Here is a 20164-nt window from a genome sequence, read left to right on the forward strand (position 1 = left end):
ATGGTGAAAAAATTAAATAAATCCTTCATGCACGTTTTGGGCATGTCAATTTTATTCAGTATGAGCAGTTTCAGTTCTGCTGAAATTGTGATGAATAGTGCTGCAAATCAGCAGTCAAATATTAGCTGGTCATCTGAAGATGCAAACCAGTTACTCAACGGTGACGTGTCTTATAGCGCTGAAGAGCCATCTCCTCAAGGGTCAACTAAAGTGACTACTTCTGTACGTAGTACAGGCGGTGTGGTACAGACAGCACCATCGAAAACGGTCCGTATCATTGATACCAATCAATACGCAGGTCAGCCTTCTGTAAATGCACGTGCGGCATTGGTTATGGATGGGCAAACCGGTGAGGTGCTGTATAGCAAAAATAGCAATACCGCTTTACCGATTGCATCGATTACCAAACTCATGACAGCAGTAGTGATTTCAGATGCCCGATTAAACATGTCTGAAAAGATTACCTTACAACAGTCTGATTTCTCATGTTCAGGCTGTAAAAGCTCAAGTTCAACACTTCGTGCTGGCGACAGTATGAACCGCGCAGAAGCATTGCTGTTTGCTTTAATGAAGTCTGAAAATCCAGCGGCTTCGGCATTAGCACGTACTTATCCAGGTGGTCGTTCTGCATTTATTTCAGCGATGAATGCGAAAGCACGCTCATTAGGAATGAACTCGACTCATTATATGGAATCGACTGGCTTGCACCCAGGCAATGTTGCTTCGGCACGTGACTTAGGTATTTTGGTGAATACCGCTTCGCAGTATGGTTTGATCCGCCAATTTTCAACCACACCAAGTTATGACTTTAATTTGGGCTACCGCGTGTTGAAATCAAACAATACCAATGCTTTAGTACGTAATGGTGGTTGGAATATTAATATTTCAAAAACTGGATTTATTAATGAAGCAGGGCGCTGTGTTGTGATGCATACCACACTGAATAACCGTCCAGCGGTGGTGGTGTTATTGGGTGCGGATTCTTCAGTTGCACGAACCAATGATGCGACACGTCTAATGAATTGGGCGAGCCAGTTACCAAAACGTATTTAATAAGATTTCAGATTTTTCATTCTTTCAGTATTTGGATTTACTCAACGTTTAAATGCTGAAGTGAATGCAAGATATAAAAAGCCCTGCAAGAGCAGGGCTTTTTTATTTAGTCAGCATATGAATTACATATTTGACAGAATTGAATCGCGAACTTGATCCATAGTTGCATCAATCGACAACATTACTGCATCTTGGCATTGCTTGATGGCAGTGTCAGGATCTTTTAAACCGTTACCTGTCACAGTACATACGATCACAGAACCTTCAGCAATTTTACCTGCTTTGATGTCACGAATCGCGCCACCGATAGACGCTGCAGAAGCAGGTTCTACGAATACACCTTCGTACATAGACAGTAGACGCTGTGCTTCTAAGATTTCAGCATCTTGAAGTTCATCGAACCAGCCTTCTGAATCGCGGACTACTGCTTTAGCATGGTTCCAGCTTTGTGGGTTACCGATACGGATTGCAGTTGCTACTGTTTCAGGGTTTTCTACAGGTGCGCCGCGAAGGAATGGTGCCGCGCCAGCAGCTTGGTAACCCACCATTGTTGGTAGACCCGCAGGTTTTGGACCTGTGAATTGATCAGTTTCAGGATCATAAACGACTTGTACAAATTCTTCTTTAGGCTGATTCGCCACAGCTTCGGTATAACCCATCCAGTGTGCTGTGATGTTACCTGCATTACCTACAGGTAGGCAGTGGTAGTCTGGTGCACGACCTAATTCGTCAACGATTTCGTAAGCAATGGTTTTTTGACCTTGCAGACGGTATGGGTTGATTGAGTTTACAATCGTAACTGGTGCTTGATCTGCAACTTCTTTTACAAGACGCATACCGTCATCGAAGTTACCGTGAATTTGCATTGTTACCGCGCCATACATCATCGCTTGTGCCATTTTACCCATGGCAATTTTGCCTTCTGGGATGAGCACAAATGCTTTAATGCCTGCACGTGCAGCATAAGCAGCCGCTGCAGCAGATGTATTACCTGTAGATGCACAGATAATTGCTTTAGAGCCTTCTTCAACTGCTTTTGTTACAGCCATGGTCATACCACGGTCTTTAAATGAACCAGTCGGGTTTAAGCCCTCGTACTTCACATAAATTTCAACATTTTTGCCAATAATGCGTGGAATGTTCTCAAGCTTAATCAGTGGCGTATTACCTTCGCCCAAAGAAATTGCGCGAGTAGTTGCAGATACGGGTAAACGGTCGCGATAGCGGTCAACTAAACCAGTATAACGATTGGCATTAGACATGATGATGTTCCAATTGTGTGTAGAGCTTGGCGAGAGGAACTGAAATATTCCCCTCGACCCGATTAATTATCAAGCGATTCTAAACGAATTCGTACAATTTCGCCATGAATGACAGGCAATGCTTGAATTTGTTGAAGGGCTTCATCCATTTTAGATTCTTTAACTGGATCAGTCAGAATCACGATAGGAATAAGGTCTTTTAAGCGCGGTTGTTGCATGATCGCATCGATGCTGATTCCCGCACGGCTTAAAATTGTAGTGACATCAGCAAGAACGCCAGTTTGATCTTCGGCATTAATACGGATGTAGTATCCTGTGGTCATTTCTTCACGCGGAAGAATCGGTAAATCGGTCAGTGCTTCAAAAGCAAGCTGTGGAATTGTACCTGCGCCATCTTCGGTATATGAGATGTCACGGACAATATCGACAACGTCAGCAACCACCGCTGATGCTGTCGGGCCTGCACCTGCGCCTGCGCCATAGTAAAGCGTTGGACCAACAGCATTGGCTTGAACCAATACAGCATTTTTAACGCCATTTACATTGGCAATCAGTTGGTCTTCAGGGATCAGCGTTGGATGAACACGAAGCTCAATACCCGTTGCAGCACGACGTGCAATACCTAAATGTTTAATACGGAAACCAAGGTCTTCTGCATATTTGACATCTTGCGCAGTGACTTTGCTGATGCCTTCAGTGAAGACTTTGTTAAACTGGAGTGGGATACCAAAAGCAATAGAAGCCAGCAATGTTAACTTGTGCGCTGCATCGATTCCTTCGACGTCGAAAGTTGGATCTGCTTCGGCATAACCGAGTTCTTGCGCTTCTTTGAGAACGTCTGCAAAGGCACGACCTTTTTCACGCATTTCAGTCAGGATAAAGTTACCTGTACCGTTAATAATACCTGCAAGCCAGTCAATTTTATTGGCTGCCAAACCTTCACGGAGGACTTTAATAATTGGGATACCGCCTGCGACAGCTGCTTCATAAGCAATCTGAACGTGATGATCATCGGCCAATTTAAATAATTCATTGCCGTGTTCAGCTAATAAAGCTTTGTTGGCTGTAACCACTTGTTTGCCATGAACGATTGCTTCACGAATTACTTCATACGCAGGGTGAATGCCGCCCATAACTTCAACCACAACGTCTACATCGGGTTGACGGACGATATCTAATAAATCAGCACTTTGCTTCACTGAAGCAGGTAGTTCTAAATCAGGACGAGGGCGACGCGTACCCACATGGGTAATTTCAATTTCACGACCGGTGCGACGTTTAATCTCAGCAGCATTTTCTTTTAGTAGTTTAAGGGCACCACCACCCACAGTACCAAGACCGAGGATTGCCAGACGAACTGGTTTCACGTCACACTCCATTTATTTCATCATTGCTTTAAGTGAGTTTAGATCATAGCTAAAAAAACGTTCGGACTCTAGGGTAGAAATCACTTTATTCCCACCCATAAAAAACATTCATTTAGCCTATAAAAATTAGTTATTTAAGCGCACTTTCAAGTTCGGAAGCCGACATGTAAGCACCGATGTGTTTGCCTTCTGCGTTATAGATCGCTGGCGTACCATTCACACCAATATTTAGACCCATTTCATACATGCTGCGCACTGGGTTTTTACATGATGCTGGCTCGATTTGCTCACCGGCAATGGCTTTATCAAATGCGGCACGACGGTCTTTGCTACACCAGATAGTTTCCATCATTGGCATGTGTTGTTCACCACGTGGCCAAGCGATGTAACGGACTTCAATGCCACGGGCATTAATATCATCCATTTGTTCATGTAACTTATGGCAATAAGGACAGCTGACATCGGTAAACACATAAACCACGTGTTTGGTTTTACCTTTGGCTTTATAGATTAGTAAGTCTTCGGTTTTTAATTGATCAAATAGTTTTTTGTTGGCGTCTGCTTGTAGCGTATCGCCTACATTAAAGAGTTGTTTTTCACCCAAACGAACCACGTCGCCTTGGAAAATGTATTTACCATCAGCTGTAGCATAGACTGCAGGCATGCCTTCAAAACTCACCCAAAACAAATTAGGAACTTCAGTCGCTTTCACCCCAGTGACTTTGGCATTGATATTGGCTTTTTGCAAATTGGATTGCAAAGTATCAATTAAACGCTGCTGAGCATTACGTTCAGATAAATTCGAAGCTTCACCAGTTGCAGGTGTACTTGCCGTTAATGTCGCGTCTTTCTTTTCGTCATTATTTGAATTAGAACAAGCCACTAACGCCATACTGGCAACAAGTGTCGATGCGAGAAAAATTTTTGAACGGGTAAATAACATAAACAACCCTTTTCTTTTAGCTTTATCAAACAGGTGAGTAAGCATAGCAAAAAATATCGGGCACGATAGAACTTCTTGGTCTGATATTTCCTGCCGTTAAGCTCTTGGATGATAGTCTGCATGTAATTTTTGCATACGAACTTGCGCGACATGGGTATAAATTTGCGTGGTAGACAAGTCACTGTGGCCGAGCAGCATCTGCACGACACGTAAGTCGGCACCGTGGTTGAGCAAATGCGTGGCAAAGGCATGACGCAAGGTATGTGGTGATAATTCGGCTTGAATACCTGCAATGAGCGCATAGCGTTTAATCGCGTACCAAAAGTTTTGGCGACTCATCATTCCACCGAGTTGAGTGAGAAATAAAGCATCGGTTGCGCTTTTGTATAAGACGGGACGTGCTTCAGCTAAATATTTCTCGATCCATTCCACCGCCATTTGACCTAAAGGAACTAAGCGCTCTTTATTGCCTTTACCGGTAATCCGTAAATAGCCTTGTTTCAGATTGATCAGTTCTAATCTTAAATTTAATAACTCAGAGACACGTAAACCACAGGCATACAGCACTTCGAGCATGGCACGATCACGTAGACCCAATGCGGTGTTGAGGTCTGGGGCATTAATCAGGGCTTCAACATCTGCTTCAGATAAATCCTTTGGTAGGGCACGACCCAATTTGGGTGTTTTGTGGATTGCAACTGGATTGTCGCTGCGTATTTTTTGTTCGCGTAAGAACTTGAAAAATGAACGCAGTGCAGAAAGTGAGCGGGCGATCGAGCGTGGACTTTTTCCTTGTTTCGTCAGGCTGAGCAAGACATCTGAAATGTCGTCACTGCTCCAATCAGTCATGACATGCGTATGACACTCACTGCATTGAATTAAATCAGATAAATATGCATTTCGAGTGTGTGGACTGACGGTTTGAGCTATTAAATCATCACGATATCCGTGTAAAAAACTGAGTGTTTCTGGAATTTGGACTGGGGTCGGGATTCGTGGTTTTTTATTTAACATGTGCCGCTCATTTTTGAAATTAAACCAAGAAATCACAATGGTTTAATGCAATGTAATTTAAAAAAATAGTCGTGTCGATGCTAGATTGTTAAATGAGAATTGAAATCGAATCCGATTTGTTAATTATTCTCATTTGTTTGTATAATATTCAAAATTTTTTAGGGTTAGTTGCGTGCGATTATCTGATTTGAAAGTGAAACAAAGCGCAGTCATTCATAAGGTACATCGTAACCAGAATGGCAACAATGCTCCGGCTGATTTAGTCGCTAGCCGTTTAGAGACTTTGGGTTTTGTTCCCGGAACAAAAGTACAGGTGATTACCAAAGGTATTTTTGGTGGTGACCCGATTTTAATTCAAGTTGGGTTTACTCGTTTCGCACTGCGAAAAATAGAAGCTGAAAAAGTGGAAATAGCAATGGAAGGGGCATCAGCATGAGTGATGCGTTACGTATTGCCCTCGTTGGTAATCCAAACTGTGGTAAAACTTCATTATTCAATCATTTAACTGGTACACGTCAGAAAGTTGCGAACTATGCTGGGGTAACGGTTGAGCGTAAAGTTGGTCAATTTACGTTGCCATCGGGTAAATCTGTTCGAGTTTTGGATTTGCCGGGGACGTATAGCCTAGAAGCGACGAGTCCTGATGAAGCCATTACGCGTGATGTCGTGCAAGGTAAAATTGCAGAAGAAGGGCATCAAGATGTCTTTTTATGTGTAGTTGATGCGACAAACTTAAAATTGCACCTCGGTTTGGTCATGGAAATGATCGATTTGGGTCGTCCAATTTTACTTGTCCTCAACATGATGGATGAAGCACGTCGTCGTGGCATGCAAATCAATACCCAAAAGCTGTCTCAGCGTTTGGGTGTGCCTGTCGTAGAAACCGTTGCTGTACGTAATGCGGGTATTGAAAACTTAATGGGTGCTTTGGATGCTGAAGGTTTCAGAAAACCAGATGCATCATTAAGTGATACCAATCTTTCTGGGACTAACCACGAAAAAATTGAACAAATTTTAAAAGACGTAGTGGTGTTTGTTGATCATGAAGATAAACGCTCAGACTTCCTCGATAAAATTTTTTTACATCCAGTCTTTGGTTTAATTACCTTAGCGGTGATGATGTTTATTATCTTCCAAGCGGTGTTTGCGTGGGCTGCGCCGTTTATGGAAGGTATTGAATGGGTGCAGGATTGGGTTGGTGAAGCCGCAGGTGGCATGATTTCCAATCCATTACTACAGAGCTTGGTTGTTAAAGGGATTATTGAAGGTGCGGGTGGCGTAATTGTCTTCCTCCCACAAATTATTATCTTATTCTTCTTTATTTTGGTTTTAGAAGAATCAGGCTATTTACCACGTGCAGCATTCTTGCTAGATAAGCTGATGTTTAAAGCGGGTTTGAGTGGACGTGCTTTTATTCCTTTGCTGTCGAGCTTTGCCTGTGCTGTACCGGGCATCATGGCAACCCGGAGTATTCAAGACCCCCGAGATCGTCTGGTAACGATTTTAGTTGCTCCATTGATGACCTGTTCGGCACGTTTACCGGTTTATGCTTTGTTGATCTCGGCATTTATTCCACAGCAAATGGTCTGGGGCGTCTTTAACTTACAAGGCTTGGTGCTATTTGCATTATATGCAGCAGGGATTGTGAGTGCCTTAATTGTGGCAACAGTGCTGAAATTCTTCCAAAAAGATAAATCACAGCATGCCTTATTGATGGAACTTCCAAGCTACCGTTTCCCAGATATTAAGAGTGTTTGGATTGGTTTACTGGACCGTGCCAAGATTTTCTTGAAACGTGTCGGTGGCATCATTTTCGCTTTATCGATTTTGTTATGGTTCTTGTGTACTTTCCCGCAACCGCCAGAAGGCGCAACCTTGCCGGATATTGATTATTCATTGGCAGGTATGCTTGGGCATGTATTACAACCGATTTTTGCACCATTAGGTTTTAACTGGCAGATCTGTATTGCCTTAATTCCAGCGATGGCTGCACGTGAAGTCGTTGTGGCGGCATTGGGTACGGTGTATGCCTTGTCTGCAACAGATGACGATGCTATGTCTCAAGGTCTGGCAAATTTAATTAGTAGCGATGGGTCATTGGGTTGGTCATTGGCAACCGGTCTATCATTATTGGTGTGGTTTATTTATGCGCCACATTGCTTGGCGACACTGGCGACAGTTAAACGTGAAACTGGCTCCTTGAAGACGGTGAGTTTCATGACTATCTATTTATTTGGTTTGGCTTATCTAATGGCATTCATCACGTATCAAATTGCAACACGCTATTTTGGATCGTGAATCTTGAATGGCAAAAGCTGAACAAAGGAGAGAGACATGCTTGAATCAATAATTATTGCGGTATTGGTGATTTGGAGTGCTGTCGTGGTGTTTAAGAAGGTATTTCCAAAAACATCGAACTCAGTCTTCACAACTTTATCTGAGCACTGTGCAAACCGTGGTTGGAACAGTCTAGCCAAATGGTTAAAGCCCAAAATGGTCGCAGGCTGTGCAGGCGGTTGTGGATGTTCAGCTTCGGATAATTCGTCTGCAAAAAAAGCTGAAGTACAAGCGGTGAAATGGAAATAAGCTCACCTTCAATTGCTTGAAGAAACCGCCCGAGATGGGCGGTTTTTTACGAGCGGACACAAAAAAACTGCGAGAAAGTGAAAACATAAAAAGCATTCAAAACAGCAAAGTGCTAACATTTTGTCAGATTTAAAAACCGACCAAAAAATGGGGCGAAAATGTTAATACAGCGTGGTGGATTGAAGGTTGTTGCCGGATTAGGGATTTCTGGTGTTTCCGCAGTGAATTTCTTACATAGCCATGGCTACCGCGTTGCAGTCACCGATTCACGAGCAGTCCCACCGGGTCATGATCAAATTCCAAGTGATGTACAAACCAGTTTTGGTCAGTTGGATCAAGATTTATTACTCCAAGCAGAAGAAATTATTATCAGCCCGGGGCTAGATCCAAAATTACCGCAAATTCAGGCGGCCATTGCAGCCAATATTCCTGTGGTTTCTGAAATTCAAATTTTACGTCGTGCGACAGATAAGCCAATTGTCGCGATTACAGGTTCGAATGCGAAAAGTACCGTAACAACTTTATTTGGTCTTATGGCAGCAGATGCAGGCAAAAAAGTGGCAGTGGGTGGTAACCTGGGTCGACCGGCTTTGGATCTCACCAAAGATGATCCTGAGCTTTATGTTTTAGAGCTTTCAAGTTTTCAATTAGAAACCACGTCGAACTTGGCAGCAGAGGTTGCTGTTGTGTTGAACATGAGCGAAGACCATTTGGACCGTCATGGCGATATGATGGGCTATCACACTGCGAAGCATCGTATTTTCCAAGCGGTGAAAAAAGTGGTGTATAACCGTGATGACTCATTAACACGTCCATTGGTTCCAGATGTCACCCCAATGCAAAGCTTTGGCTTAAATGCACCAGATATGAATCAGTTCGGTATTCTGCGCGATACTGATGGCACAATTTGGTTGGCGCGTGGTCGTGAGCGTTTACTGAAAAGTGCGGACATGTATATCCAAGGGACTCATAATGTGGCAAACGCCTTGGCATGTTTGGCTTTGGGTGAAGCGATTGGTTTGCCACTAGAAGGCATGTTGGAAACCTTGAAAACCTTTAAAGGCTTAGAACACCGTTGTGAATTTGTCAAAGAAGTGCATGGTGTTCGTTATTATAATGACTCTAAAGGCACCAATATTGGTGCGACTTTAGCTGCAATTGATGGTCTTGGTGCTGCGATTGAAGCCAAAGGCGGTAAAGTGGCGATTATTTTAGGTGGTCAAGGCAAAGGGCAGGACTTTACTGCGCTGCGTGATTCACTTTCAAAATATGCCAAAGTTGCGGTATTGATTGGTGAAGATCGTCCAATTATTGAAAAAGCGATTGAAGGGACAACCACGCTGATTCATGCTGAAAGTTTGAAACAAGCGGTTGAGCTGTGCCAACAAAATGCGGTAGCCAATGATGTGGTGTTATTGTCTCCAGCGTGCGCAAGTTTTGATATGTTTAAAGGTTACAGTGAGCGTGGACACCAATTTGTTGATTGTGTGAATGCACTCGTTTAAAAGAACGATAAGGAAAGTTGTATGGCTGGGTTAGCTCAGACGACCATAAATAGAATAAATGAAGTTGTAGAGCGTTGGATTCCTCGGTTACCTGCCGAGGTCAACGTGCGCAATGTTTTAATGTTCTGTGTTTTGGCATTGTTGTGTATTGGGTCGATCATGGTGGCATCTGCTTCGATGCCTTATGCAGAGCGCATGCATGAAAATGCCTTCCATTACATTTCACGACACGGGATTTCGATTGCCGCTGCCGCCATGGCTGCGTATATCGCCTATAAAGTGCCGTTAAATGTGTGGTTTAACAACACCTTCTTTTTATGGATTGTGACCATTGTCCTGTTAGCTGCCGTTTTGGCGGTAGGTACTGAAGTCAATGGTTCTAAGCGTTGGATTCGGATCGCAGGTTTTACCTTACAGGCTTCGGAAGTCGCCAAAGTCATGATGGCGATATTTACCGCAGACTATGTGGTACGGCGTGCCGAAGAAGTCCGCAATAACATCAAGGGCTTGGTACGTTTGGCAGTGATTATGGCTGCAACTGTCGGTTTGGTCATGGCTGAGCCCGATTTAGGGGCGACGGTGGTGATTGCCTTAACCATGCTAGGGGTATTCTTCCTCGCAGGTGCACCGTTGATTCAGTTCGCAATTGCCTTTGGTGCGATCATCATGGCCTTTGTGTTCTTGATTTTATTTGAACCTTATCGTTTAGAACGTTTGATGTCCTTCTCAAATCCATGGAATGATCCATTAGGCGCAGGCTACCAGTTGTCGAATGCATTAATGGCTTTTGGTCGCGGTGAATGGTTTGGTGTCGGCTTGGGTCATAGTATTCAAAAAATGTCGTATTTACCTGAGGCACATACCGACTTCATGTTGGCGGTTTTGGGCGAAGAATTTGGCTTCTTTGGGATTTTGACCGTATTGACGCTGTCATTTGTGATGTTGGTCTGCTGTATTCGCATTGGTCATCGTGCTTTACGTCATCAATACTTACGTGCAGGCTACTTGGCTTATGGCATTAGTATTATCTTCTTGCTGCAAATTTTGGTGAATGCCGGCATGAACATGGGCATGCTTCCTACCAAGGGTTTGACCTTACCGTTTATTAGTTATGGGGGGTCTTCTCTGATTATCTGTGCGGTTATGGTGAGTCTGATCTTAAAGATCGATGCGACGACCAAAGAAGTAAACCCAAGTAAAGAAGAATCAAGCTTCTAAATTGGTATCTCGTTGCGGATCGGGAGATGCATGGTGGAGGACACTGGCTGGCATCTCCGTTCCACAATGGAGACATTTGACCAAGCTCGCCTTGGCTTTAGAAAGGGGAATCAATGGGATAAAAAATAAAGAAAAATAATTACGTTGCTGTTTTAACTCATACTGAGTTCTGCTGCGGCAGACAGGGCAAGTAAATTGGCTCTTTTCAATGACTTTGGTTTTCGGACCAACTCCAAAAATAAAAAACATTAGGCTCTCCAATGGTCGATTGATCACTTTATTAAAGCATAATTCAATTGAAAATCGAGTGATTGGCTTAGATCAATATTTGGGTTTATTGATAGATTTGAGGCAATGCTGTGCCATGGGGAATATGTTGAATATCCCACTGCGCAATCGCCTGTTGCAGCATAATACGCGGCGTGTCTAAGTCGACTGGCGGTTGGTGTAGGGCCTGCAATGCTTGTTGTAATAACGGTGCCGCTTGGCTTAAATCAAGAGCTTGAGCCATATTCTGTTTTGACAGCTTTTGTCCCTGATTATTCATTGCCAATGGCAAGTGCATGTATTCAAGGCGCGGATAACCCAAAACCTGTCCGAGCCAAATTTGACGTTCGGTATTGTCCAAAAGATCAGCCCCACGTACAACATGGGTCATACCTTGTAGGTAGTCATCAACCACGACAGCAAGTTGATAATTGATAATGCCATCACGGCGTTTTAAGACAAAGTCACCCAAATCCTGTTGCAGATTCGAGCAATGCGTCCCTTGTAAGCGGTCGGTAAAACAAATCTTCTGTGCATCGACTTTGATTCGAATAGCCTGATCCTGAAGGGGAAGGCCAAGATTACGACATGTGCCTTGATAGATATGATTTGAACCGAGCATTTTTCGGGTGCATTGACAAGCATAGACCAAGTCTTGGGCATGCAAATGCGCAATGACTTGCTCATAGATTTCAAGGCGGTCTTTTTGGAAAATGATCTCGGTATCTGGTTCGAATTGAAATGCATCAATACAACGTAAGATATGTTCTTCGCTGCCGGGAAATATACGTGGAATGTCGGTATCTTCGATACGAACGACCCATTGCCCTTGATGGGCACGGGCATCGCAGTAGCTTGCGACTGCTGTAATTAAAGAGCCAAAATGCAAAGGGCCGGTTGGCGATGGCGCAAACCGACCCACGTAATGCTCTGCAGCTTTCCCTCCCTTATCTAAAGGGAGGGCTAGAGAGGAATTACTCAACACAGAATTAACCGTTATTTTGCTTCTCTTTGATCTCTGCAAGTGTTTTGCAGTCGATACATAAAGTTGCTGTTGGACGTGCTTCTAGGCGACGTAAACCAATTTCGATACCACACGTTTCACAGAAACCGTAGTCATCATTTTTAATCGCTTCAATTGATTGTTCAATTTTACGGATCAGTTTACGTTCACGGTCACGTGTACGAAGTTCAATCGCAAATTCTTCTTCTTGCGTTGCACGGTCGTTCACATCTGGAAGCGCAGTATTTTCGTCTTGCATGGTATTCAAAGTACGGTCTACTTCAGACATTAACTCAGCTTTCCACGCCAATAAGATGTGACGGAAATGCTCAAGTTGCCCTTCAGACATGTATTCTTCATTCTTTTTAGGCTGATAAGGTTCAATACCAAATAAGCTTGCAGTAGAACCACTTTCAGTCGCCTTTGGCTTTGATTTGCGCACGCGTTTGGTAGACTTTTCGTCTACTACATCAGTTTGTTCGTCTAAGACTTGATTTTGGTTGTCATTCGCCATGTAGGGCATTCCTCATCATATGCATATATCTATACGCAAAAAATATGGTGATATGCAAGTTTTTTATCCACCCAACACAGAGTTTCCTTCTGTGGGGGTCGTCATCATATAGACTTTTTCTGCTTATTGATAGTCTTTGATGTTTGGATTCTAACTATCACTTTTCCTTTAGAAGCCATAAAGTAAAGCAAAAAAATCAAATTGAAAAGTTAATAACCTGAAATTTCAACATTAATTTGAGGTTGTTTCAATTTGACCCGAACAACTTCAGTTTTAAATTCACCATTATCATTCAGATAGAGTGCACGATACCCTGGTAAAGCCTCATCTAAGGCAAAATTTTCACTATGTGGTTTGAACTGAACACTGGTCGAAGGCGTCGATAAAAACTGAATATTGCGCCATTGATTAGACGAGTCTTGATGTACGTGTCCGCATAGTACAATTTTGACATTGTCATGGCGTGAAAGCACATCTATGAGATGTTCAGCGTTCTTTAGTTTATGCTGATCTATCCAATGCGATTGCATGGCAAAAGGGTGGTGGTGGCATGCCACAATGATGTGTTGCTGTGGGTGTGCTGTGAGTAACTGATCTAATTGTTCCAACTGCTGTTGTGATACCCAACCATCCACTTTTCCTTTAACCGCACTGTTCAGTAAAATCAGACACCAATTGCCTAATGCGATGCAGTGAGCACGATCTTCCTGTTGATGAAATGGGAAGCAAGACGCTTCGTCATGGTTCCCCGGAATCTGATAAAACGGAAACGGCTGCTGTTGCATATATTCGAGATAACGCGCATAGGTACGCTCTACCGGCACTTGTGCAAGATCGCCAGTATGGACAAGCGTATCGATGTGATGATGGTTCAACTGAATTTGTTGAATCACATCGTGAAAACTCTGCTCTGGATTCATGCGGACAAATTCAAGATCTTCCTGATCCATTAAATGTGTGTCCGAGATCTGGATCAGTGTCCAGTCGTATTGTGGTGTATCCCTTAAAGTCATGTCCTTCCCCTTAGACATTCCTTGTAGTATGTATTTGTTGTTGTAACCATTGCAAGGCCATAATGACAGGTGCGTTTTTTAGCCGACCATTGGTTAATAATTCAGGAATATCAGCATAGTTTAAGATATGCAATTGAATATTTTCTCCTTCATCAGGCATGCCAAAGACTCCGCCATGTTCAGGAAGTTCAGCTTCAGCACTATAAAGGTGGAATAATTCCGCGCAGGCACCCGCAGAGGGATAAAAACTAAATAAATGTTGTAGTGCATCTAATTCACAGCCTGATTCTTCCAAACTTTCACGGCGGATGCAGCTTTCAGCAGATTCATCACCATCGAGCACGCCGGCAATAATCTCTAGTTGCCATGGCGAAGTTTCATCATCAATCGCCCCAATGCGGAATTGTTCAATTAAGGCAAATTTTTGTTGTTGATGACTATAGATCAGCACACCTGCTGCTTCAGGACGATGAATCAATTCACGCTGAATGGTTGGAATCATGCTGTCTTGATGGAATAAGCGGTGTCGAAGCTGAACTTTTTCAACTTGAATAAAGCCTTTATAAAGATGTTCACGCCCTTCAATGCTGTAATCTTTTTTGTTATATGTGGCCTGTTTAATAATATTCATAAGCGCTAATTAGGATGAAATCTTCCATTTCATCCTAACCGAGATTTTGTTGAATACAAAAGATTTTTTTTAAGCTTTACACTTTGTGGTACAACTTTTGACCATGTTCATGATAGGCCGCTTTCATGCTCTGTAAACCTGTTTCAATTTCAGGATTAGATTCTGAAGAAAGCTGCATATCTTGCTGATTTTTTGCATAATCTCTCACATTTTGTGTGATTTTCATCGAGCAAAATTTAGGTCCACACATCGAACAAAAATGGGCTGATTTATGTGCTTCTTTCGGCATAGTTTCATCATGCATGCTACGCGCTGTATCAGGGTCTAAGCTCAGATTAAATTGGTCTTCCCAGCGGAATTCAAAGCGTGCTTTCGACAATGCATTATCACGAGCCTGCGCACCAGGATGACCTTTGGCAAGGTCTGCGGCATGGGCTGCAATTTTGTAGGTGATAATGCCATCTTTGACGTCTTTTTTATCTGGTAGACCAAGGTGCTCTTTCGGGGTCACATAACACAGCATCGCGGTGCCGTACCAACCAATCATTGCCGCACCAATCGCAGAGGTAATGTGGTCATAGCCCGGGGCAATATCGGTGGTGAGCGGCCCAAGCGTATAGAAAGGCGCTTCTTTGCAAACCTCGAGTTGTAGATCCATATTTTCTTTGATCATGTGCATTGGGACATGGCCTGGGCCTTCAATCATGACTTGTACATCATGTTCCCATGCCCGGTGAGTCAATTCACCTAAGGTGCGTAATTCACTAAATTGAGCTTCATCGTTAGCATCTTGAATACACCCCGGACGTAAACCATCACCTAAACTGAATGACACATCATAGGCTTTCATGATTTCGCAGATTTCATCAAAATGCGTATACAGGAAGTTTTCTTCATGATGCGCTAAGCACCACTGCGCCATGATGGATCCGCCACGTGACACAATACCAGTTAAACGGTTGGCGGTGAGTGGAACATAACGAAGCAGCACGCCTGCGTGAATCGTAAAGTAATCGACACCTTGCTCGGCTTGTTCAATCAGTGTGTCTTTGAAAATTTCCCAGGTTAAGTCCTCTGCGACACCATCAACTTTTTCTAAAGCTTGGTAAATCGGTACGGTGCCAATGGGTACAGGTGAGTTGCGAATAATCCATTCTCGGGTTTCATGGATATTTTTACCTGTCGATAAATCCATAATGGTGTCAGCGCCCCAACGAGTTGCCCACGTCATTTTTGCCACTTCTTCATCGATGCTTGAACCAAGTGCTGAGTTACCAATGTTGGCATTGATTTTCACCAAGAAGTTACGACCAATAATCATCGGTTCACATTCAGGATGGTTAATGTTGGCAGGGATAATGGCACGACCTTCAGCCACTTCTTGACGTACAAATTCAGGTGTGATTTCAGTTAAATTACGGGCGCCAAAATTTTGACCGGCATGTTGGCGCATATCAACACCTTCACGCTGACGTTGATTTTCACGAATCGCAATGTATTCCATTTCAGGGGTGATGATGCCTTGTTTGGCATAGTGCATTTGAGAGACATTGTGTCCACGACGAGCACGACGCGGTTTTGAAATATGCGCAAAACGAATCTCTGCAGTACGAATATCTCGAAGACGTTCTTGCCCAAATTTTGAAGTTAAGGTATCGAGTATTTCCGTATCATTTCGAGACTCAATCCAAGATTCACGGACATTGGGTAGACCTTGATTCAGGTCAATTTGAATATTGGGGTCGGTATAAGCACCAGAGGTGTCATAGACCATAATGGGCAGATTTTTTTCTCCACCCAGACCTGTAGGCGTATCTGTAAGGCTAATCTCACGCATTGGTACGCGAATATCAGGACGTGAGCCTTGGATATAGACTTTCTTTGATGCAGGGAGAATACGAGTGAGATCTTTAGCATCTTGTTCATGTTGAGCAGCGCGATCTGAAGCGGTGAGATTCGTTAATTGGTTCATTGCAATGATCCTTATGAATGACATCAACGAATCAAGCACGACCAAAAACGTGGCGGTTTATCTGATGGATTCACCTGAAAATAAAGGCGTAACACCAAGAGATAAGAGGGGCTTAAGTTTTTAGATGGCTTGATTCCTACGCAGGTATTAACCTGATCAGGTTCAACGGTACTCATCCTTAAATTTAGCGAACTAAATTTAGATGATCTCAGCAGGAAATTACCTGCGCTCCGTCAAGCTTTGTGCGGATATTAGCATGAAGGCTGTTTTAAAACAGTGTTATTTTTCATCGATTTTGCAGTGCAGAATTTTGGCTAGGCCCGTGTGCAATTGAACTTGCATTGGCTAAGTAGAGGACTGATTTACACAGATGGCGTCACTAAAACAGTCTTTCTTATAATGCGGATCAGGATTGCGGACACCAATGAAATTCAACAGCTGCGCTTCAGATCGCTGAGTAGACGCGGCAGTATTTTGATCTAATAATTTTAAAAATAAACGCGCCTGATCTGCCAATCTGGAGTTTTTTAATTGGGCCAATCGTTCAATTTCTTCTAAAGAACTGGCTTGAATACTGAGGCGGTCTGAAAAATCATTAGAAACTGGGCTATGCGCTGAACCAATAAATAACAACTGGCTATATTGATATAGTAATTGTTGTGCATCTTTTTTGTAGGGGCTATCTGGATATTGTTTCAGATAGTCTTCCCAAAAAATGGCACGTGTCGCAATCTCTTGTGGCTCAATGGCTAAACTTTGTTGCAGCAAGGCAGGTTGTGCATTTTGTTCAGCCAGTTTTTCAATAAAGACTTGCTCAGATTCTTGCATATAAGGCGCAAAAATTTTGGCTAAATATTCAGGACTACGGCGATAGCGTAACTGTCCTTCACCTGCATCGAACAATTCCACATAGGCTTGGCCTTTATGTTTCAGTAAATACTGATCTCGGGCGGTGAGCTGCTCATAATGATTTTGTTGAATGGTGGGATGCTGAGCCATATCAAAGGCAAATTGTTCGAACGCCATTTGCTGTTGAGCCGTACGTTCAACATGTAAAAAGTTGCGATACATTTGATTGGACAAGCGCAGTAATTTTTTTTGTTCGTCCGCTTTTAACAGCGGTAAGCAGACTTTGAGATCTTGGTTGATTTGTTCTAAAGCGAAAGTTGTGCGTTGATCATCAATTTCCAGCATGTTTTTTTCCAGTTTTTTGCACAGCAAAGACAAATCGACTGCTTCTTTTTGAACAGTCTTATTGTTGGGAAACTCTGGTGCAGGTTGTGGTTCAGGCTGTTGTTGGCATCCATTCAACATACTGAAACATAAAAACATTGCACTAAACTTTGCAGGCAGCTGAAAAAATTTTGACACAGGAACTCGATGCGCTATAGAAGTGGTATTGTCCGATGGAATGTCGACTATTCTATAGATGAAACACGTGCAATATGTGTACTATTGTACAGTTCTTTGTTATAGCGTTGTGAGTAATGTCCGAAAACGACTGAAATTATCTGATTTTGTCGCATTTGATATAAAAAATTAATAAAAATCATACGGAAATTTGCAAGGATATGATTAGTATCTGCTTAGTTTTAGGCTTGAATATTCAATCTCGGGTATTTGAATATTAGGAATTTACAAAAAAAATGAACAAAAAAGTTGTGGTGAGTCTTTGTTTGCTTTTCACGAGTCAATGGGCGTGTGCGCTAGATCTTGTGCAAGCTTATGAACGCGCAAAACAAGAAGACCCCAATTGGCAAGCCAATAAACTACAATATGAAGCGGATAAATTGAATTTGGGGATTGCCAATGGGAACTTACTCCCGACGGTAACAATCTCCGGAAATGTGACCCGAAAAAATCAAAATTCCAACCAAAGCGGCGCTCAAGCCGGGCTGATCATGCCAGACAGCACCACAACAAGACAAATTGCGCTCACTGCCCGTCAGCCCATTTTTCGTTGGGATGCATGGGAAGGGCTGAAGCAAGTCAAGACCTCGATTAACTTAAGTGAAATTAATCTGCGGATTCAAAAACAAGATCATATTTTAAATGTTTCTGAAGCTTATTTTAATGTCCTACGTCAACAAGCTTTGACGGTTGCCAACCTACAAGAAGAACAGGCGCTATCTGAACAGTTGCGTATGATGAATGGCAAATTAAAAGAAGGCCTAGTGGCAAAAAGTGATGTCAGTGAAGCCAATGCACAATATCAAAATGCACGGGCAAACCGCATGGCAACCAATGTTCAATTGGTTTTGGCGCAGGAACAATTACAGCAATTGATTGGGCCATATCGAGAAAATCTGGCGGTGTTACGTGAAGATTTTCAGTTTGAAAAACCGATTCCAAACAATGTGCAAGCGTGGGAAGAACTGGCTCAGGGGCAGAATCTAGGTATTTTACAAGCGCGTATGCAACAACGTTATGCGGAAGATGGTAAACGCGTCGAAAAAGCTGCCTTATATCCTCAGATTGAAGCGGTAGGGACCTATGGGTATAACAAGCAAAGTCCACAATCCATCATGTCGCAAGATGGTCAATTTGATCAGGTGGGGATTGAAATGAACTGGAATGTGTTTAATGGTGGACGGACACAGAAATCCATTAAGCAAGCGGCGATCAATGTTGAAAAAAGCCAAGCACTGGTGGATGCAGCGATTCGAAAAGCACAAACCGATGTAAAAAAATCATATATGCAAGTCGAAACGGATCAAAGTAAATTACAGGCACGTAAAGCTGCAATGGATTCTTCCGCGCAAGTGTCTTTGGCCTCACAAGCCCAGTACCAAGAAGGTCTGAAAACTATGGTTGATGTGCTACTGGCACAGCGTAATGCCTTTTCAGCCCGTCAAGATTATTTAAATTCCAAGTACGATTATTTAATACATGTACTGCAACTCAAAGCCTCCGTTGGGAAATTAACGGAAGCTGATTTAGTGGAAATGAATGCGTGGTTGGTCGATCAGAAAAATCAGCCATCGATCCTACTAAAGAAATAATCCATGGTCATAAAAGTTTCACAATCAATATGCTTTAATATGGCACTAAAATCTGCCGATTCACGTTGTAGTGGAGACTCGCTTTGCCTAATAATCCTGTTTTAAACCATCATATTTCTTCGCAATTCAATGAAGAGTTGCAGGATGTGCATACCAAATTTATGACCATGGGTGGTTTGGTGGAGCAGCAGGTTGCAAATGCCATTCATGCCTTATTGGATACGGATGCAACAATGGCGATTGATGTTCAATTTCAAGACAATACGGTGAACCGTATGGAAACTGAAATTGATGAAGCGCTTACCCTAATTTTGGCGCGTCGTCATCCTGCTGCAATTGATCTACGCATGGTGATTGCGATGTCGAAAGCCAACACCGATTTAGAACGGATTGGTGATGAAGCGGCAAAAATTGCCCGTATTGCACAAAGCTTGTGTGAAGAGGGGGGTTCACCGCGTGGCTATATGGAAACACGTCATATTGGCAACCAAGTCCGCGTGATGATTCATGATGCGCTCGATGCCTTTGCACGTTTGGATGTAGATCAGGCTTTACGTGTCCTTTTGGCCGATGCTGATATTGACCGCGAGTATCAATCGGCAACCCGTACCCTCATGACGTATATGATAGAAGATCCACGCCACATTACTCGGGTGATGAATGTACTTTGGGTGCTGCGTTCACTTGAACGTATTGGTGACCATGCTCGAAATATCTCTGAACAAGTGATTTATATGGTGAAAGGTCTAGATGTCCGTCACACCAGTGTTGAAGAAATTGAGCAAAAAGTTCAGCGTTAATTGATTAACATCAA

General features: G+C 43.0%; 19 protein-coding genes and 1 riboswitch. Of the genes, 8 read left to right on the top strand and 11 right to left on the bottom strand.

What is annotated here, in order from left to right; all coding sequences use genetic code 11:
• Window positions 1-3 precede the first annotated feature (3 nt).
• Window positions 4-1053 carry a serine hydrolase gene (locus MST17_RS01210; RefSeq protein ID WP_180004717.1) on the top strand — a complete coding sequence of 350 codons (1050 nt, stop codon included), beginning with the start codon at window positions 4-6 and terminating at the stop codon, window positions 1051-1053.
• Window positions 1054-1175: 122 nt separating this feature from the next.
• On the opposite strand, the gene thrC is transcribed toward MST17_RS01210, so the two are convergent.
• From thrC to xerD, 4 genes are all read right to left on the bottom strand, one after another.
• Window positions 1176-2315 carry a threonine synthase gene (gene thrC / locus MST17_RS01215; protein WP_078192584.1) on the bottom strand — a complete coding sequence of 380 codons (1140 nt, stop codon included), beginning with the start codon at window positions 2313-2315 and terminating at the stop codon, window positions 1176-1178.
• 62 nt (window positions 2316-2377) lie between these two features.
• Window positions 2378-3682, bottom strand: coding sequence for a homoserine dehydrogenase (locus tag MST17_RS01220; protein WP_180008061.1), 1305 nt, complete (start codon window positions 3680-3682; stop codon window positions 2378-2380).
• Between the two features lie 130 nt (window positions 3683-3812).
• Window positions 3813-4625, bottom strand: coding sequence for a DsbC family protein (locus MST17_RS01225; protein WP_180010679.1), 813 nt, complete (start codon window positions 4623-4625; stop codon window positions 3813-3815).
• 96 nt (window positions 4626-4721) lie between these two features.
• Window positions 4722-5639 (bottom strand): site-specific tyrosine recombinase XerD, encoded by a 918-nt coding sequence (gene xerD / locus MST17_RS01230; protein ID WP_180010677.1) that lies wholly within the window; start codon window positions 5637-5639, stop codon window positions 4722-4724.
• 172 nt (window positions 5640-5811) lie between these two features.
• Between xerD and MST17_RS01235 the strand changes: the two genes are divergently transcribed.
• From MST17_RS01235 to ftsW, 5 genes are all read left to right on the top strand, one after another.
• Window positions 5812-6075, top strand: a complete 264-nt coding sequence (locus tag MST17_RS01235; protein WP_111884859.1) for a FeoA family protein — start codon at window positions 5812-5814, stop codon at window positions 6073-6075.
• Complete coding sequence (locus MST17_RS01240) at window positions 6072-7937, top strand: ferrous iron transporter B (protein WP_180010675.1); 1866 nt, start codon at window positions 6072-6074, stop codon at window positions 7935-7937. Before MST17_RS01235 ends, MST17_RS01240 begins: the two co-directional genes overlap by 4 nt.
• A gap of 36 nt (window positions 7938-7973) precedes the next feature.
• Window positions 7974-8225 carry a DUF6587 family protein gene (locus tag MST17_RS01245; protein WP_180026527.1) on the top strand — a complete coding sequence of 84 codons (252 nt, stop codon included), beginning with the start codon at window positions 7974-7976 and terminating at the stop codon, window positions 8223-8225.
• A gap of 158 nt (window positions 8226-8383) precedes the next feature.
• Window positions 8384-9730, top strand: coding sequence for a UDP-N-acetylmuramoyl-L-alanine--D-glutamate ligase (gene murD, locus MST17_RS01250; protein WP_078192580.1), 1347 nt, complete (start codon window positions 8384-8386; stop codon window positions 9728-9730).
• 21 nt (window positions 9731-9751) lie between these two features.
• Complete coding sequence (ftsW, locus tag MST17_RS01255; protein WP_078189440.1) at window positions 9752-10948, top strand: putative lipid II flippase FtsW; 1197 nt, start codon at window positions 9752-9754, stop codon at window positions 10946-10948.
• On the opposite strand, the gene MST17_RS01260 is transcribed toward ftsW, so the two are convergent.
• The 7 genes from MST17_RS01260 to MST17_RS01290 all read right to left on the bottom strand — a co-directional run bounded on the left by MST17_RS01260 (window position 10937) and on the right by MST17_RS01290 (window position 17680).
• Entirely contained in the window at window positions 10937-11197 is a 261-nt protein-coding gene (locus tag MST17_RS01260) for a zinc-ribbon domain-containing protein (RefSeq protein ID WP_078189439.1), read from the bottom strand. The two genes, ftsW and MST17_RS01260, sit on opposite strands and share 12 nt — an antisense overlap.
• Window positions 11198-11282: 85 nt before the next feature.
• Window positions 11283-12200, bottom strand: a complete 918-nt coding sequence (gene gluQRS / locus MST17_RS01265) for a tRNA glutamyl-Q(34) synthetase GluQRS (protein WP_373685443.1) — start codon at window positions 12198-12200, stop codon at window positions 11283-11285.
• A 4-nt stretch (window positions 12201-12204) separates the two neighbouring features.
• Window positions 12205-12732 (bottom strand): RNA polymerase-binding protein DksA, encoded by a 528-nt coding sequence (gene dksA, locus MST17_RS01270; RefSeq protein ID WP_180004689.1) that lies wholly within the window; start codon window positions 12730-12732, stop codon window positions 12205-12207.
• A gap of 209 nt (window positions 12733-12941) precedes the next feature.
• The gene (cpdA, locus tag MST17_RS01275) at window positions 12942-13745 is read right to left on the bottom strand and encodes a 3',5'-cyclic-AMP phosphodiesterase (RefSeq protein ID WP_078192576.1); all 804 of its coding nucleotides are present in this window, start codon (window positions 13743-13745) and stop codon (window positions 12942-12944) included.
• Window positions 13746-13755: 10 nt separating this feature from the next.
• Window positions 13756-14376 carry an NUDIX domain-containing protein gene (locus MST17_RS01280; RefSeq protein ID WP_111884865.1) on the bottom strand — a complete coding sequence of 207 codons (621 nt, stop codon included), beginning with the start codon at window positions 14374-14376 and terminating at the stop codon, window positions 13756-13758.
• A 76-nt stretch (window positions 14377-14452) separates the two neighbouring features.
• Window positions 14453-16348 (bottom strand): phosphomethylpyrimidine synthase ThiC, encoded by a 1896-nt coding sequence (thiC, locus tag MST17_RS01285; protein ID WP_078189435.1) that lies wholly within the window; start codon window positions 16346-16348, stop codon window positions 14453-14455.
• A gap of 116 nt (window positions 16349-16464) precedes the next feature.
• Window positions 16465-16591: riboswitch (TPP riboswitch) on the bottom strand.
• A gap of 102 nt (window positions 16592-16693) precedes the next feature.
• Complete coding sequence (locus tag MST17_RS01290; RefSeq protein ID WP_180026548.1) at window positions 16694-17680, bottom strand: hypothetical protein; 987 nt, start codon at window positions 17678-17680, stop codon at window positions 16694-16696.
• Window positions 17681-17994: 314 nt separating this feature from the next.
• Here MST17_RS01290 and MST17_RS01295 point away from each other — a divergent pair, with 314 nt between their 5' ends.
• Window positions 17995-19350: a TolC family outer membrane protein gene (locus MST17_RS01295; RefSeq protein ID WP_180026529.1), complete on the top strand. Its 1356-nt coding sequence runs from the start codon at window positions 17995-17997 to the stop codon at window positions 19348-19350.
• 83 nt (window positions 19351-19433) lie between these two features.
• On the top strand, window positions 19434-20150 hold the full coding sequence (gene phoU / locus MST17_RS01300) for a phosphate signaling complex protein PhoU (RefSeq protein WP_078189433.1): 717 nt from the start codon (window positions 19434-19436) through the stop codon (window positions 20148-20150).
• Window positions 20151-20164: the final 14 nt, after the last annotated feature.

The organism is Acinetobacter sp. YH16056_T (genome assembly GCF_024605895.1).
GTDB lineage: Bacteria > Pseudomonadota > Gammaproteobacteria > Pseudomonadales > Moraxellaceae > Acinetobacter > Acinetobacter amyesii.

What these genes read in the sequence shown, in the direction of transcription:
- MST17_RS01225 (WP_180010679.1), bottom strand. Translation starts at nt 4,625, where the DNA reads ATGTTATTTACCCGTTCAAAAATTTTTCTCGCATCGACACTTGTTGCC.
- MST17_RS01245 (WP_180026527.1), top strand. Translation starts at nt 7,974, where the DNA reads ATGCTTGAATCAATAATTATTGCGGTATTGGTGATTTGGAGTGCTGTC.
- MST17_RS01280 (WP_111884865.1), bottom strand. Translation starts at nt 14,376, where the DNA reads ATGAATATTATTAAACAGGCCACATATAACAAAAAAGATTACAGCATT.
- MST17_RS01240 (WP_180010675.1), top strand. Translation starts at nt 6,072, where the DNA reads ATGAGTGATGCGTTACGTATTGCCCTCGTTGGTAATCCAAACTGTGGT.
- thiC (WP_078189435.1), bottom strand. Translation starts at nt 16,348, where the DNA reads ATGAACCAATTAACGAATCTCACCGCTTCAGATCGCGCTGCTCAACAT.
- ftsW (WP_078189440.1), top strand. Translation starts at nt 9,752, where the DNA reads ATGGCTGGGTTAGCTCAGACGACCATAAATAGAATAAATGAAGTTGTA.
- cpdA (WP_078192576.1), bottom strand. Translation starts at nt 13,745, where the DNA reads ATGACTTTAAGGGATACACCACAATACGACTGGACACTGATCCAGATC.
- MST17_RS01260 (WP_078189439.1), bottom strand. Translation starts at nt 11,197, where the DNA reads ATGTTTTTTATTTTTGGAGTTGGTCCGAAAACCAAAGTCATTGAAAAG.
- MST17_RS01290 (WP_180026548.1), bottom strand. Translation starts at nt 17,680, where the DNA reads ATGTTTTTATGTTTCAGTATGTTGAATGGATGCCAACAACAGCCTGAA.
- xerD (WP_180010677.1), bottom strand. Translation starts at nt 5,639, where the DNA reads ATGTTAAATAAAAAACCACGAATCCCGACCCCAGTCCAAATTCCAGAA.
- MST17_RS01295 (WP_180026529.1), top strand. Translation starts at nt 17,995, where the DNA reads ATGAACAAAAAAGTTGTGGTGAGTCTTTGTTTGCTTTTCACGAGTCAA.
- murD (WP_078192580.1), top strand. Translation starts at nt 8,384, where the DNA reads ATGTTAATACAGCGTGGTGGATTGAAGGTTGTTGCCGGATTAGGGATT.
- thrC (WP_078192584.1), bottom strand. Translation starts at nt 2,315, where the DNA reads ATGTCTAATGCCAATCGTTATACTGGTTTAGTTGACCGCTATCGCGAC.
- dksA (WP_180004689.1), bottom strand. Translation starts at nt 12,732, where the DNA reads ATGGCGAATGACAACCAAAATCAAGTCTTAGACGAACAAACTGATGTA.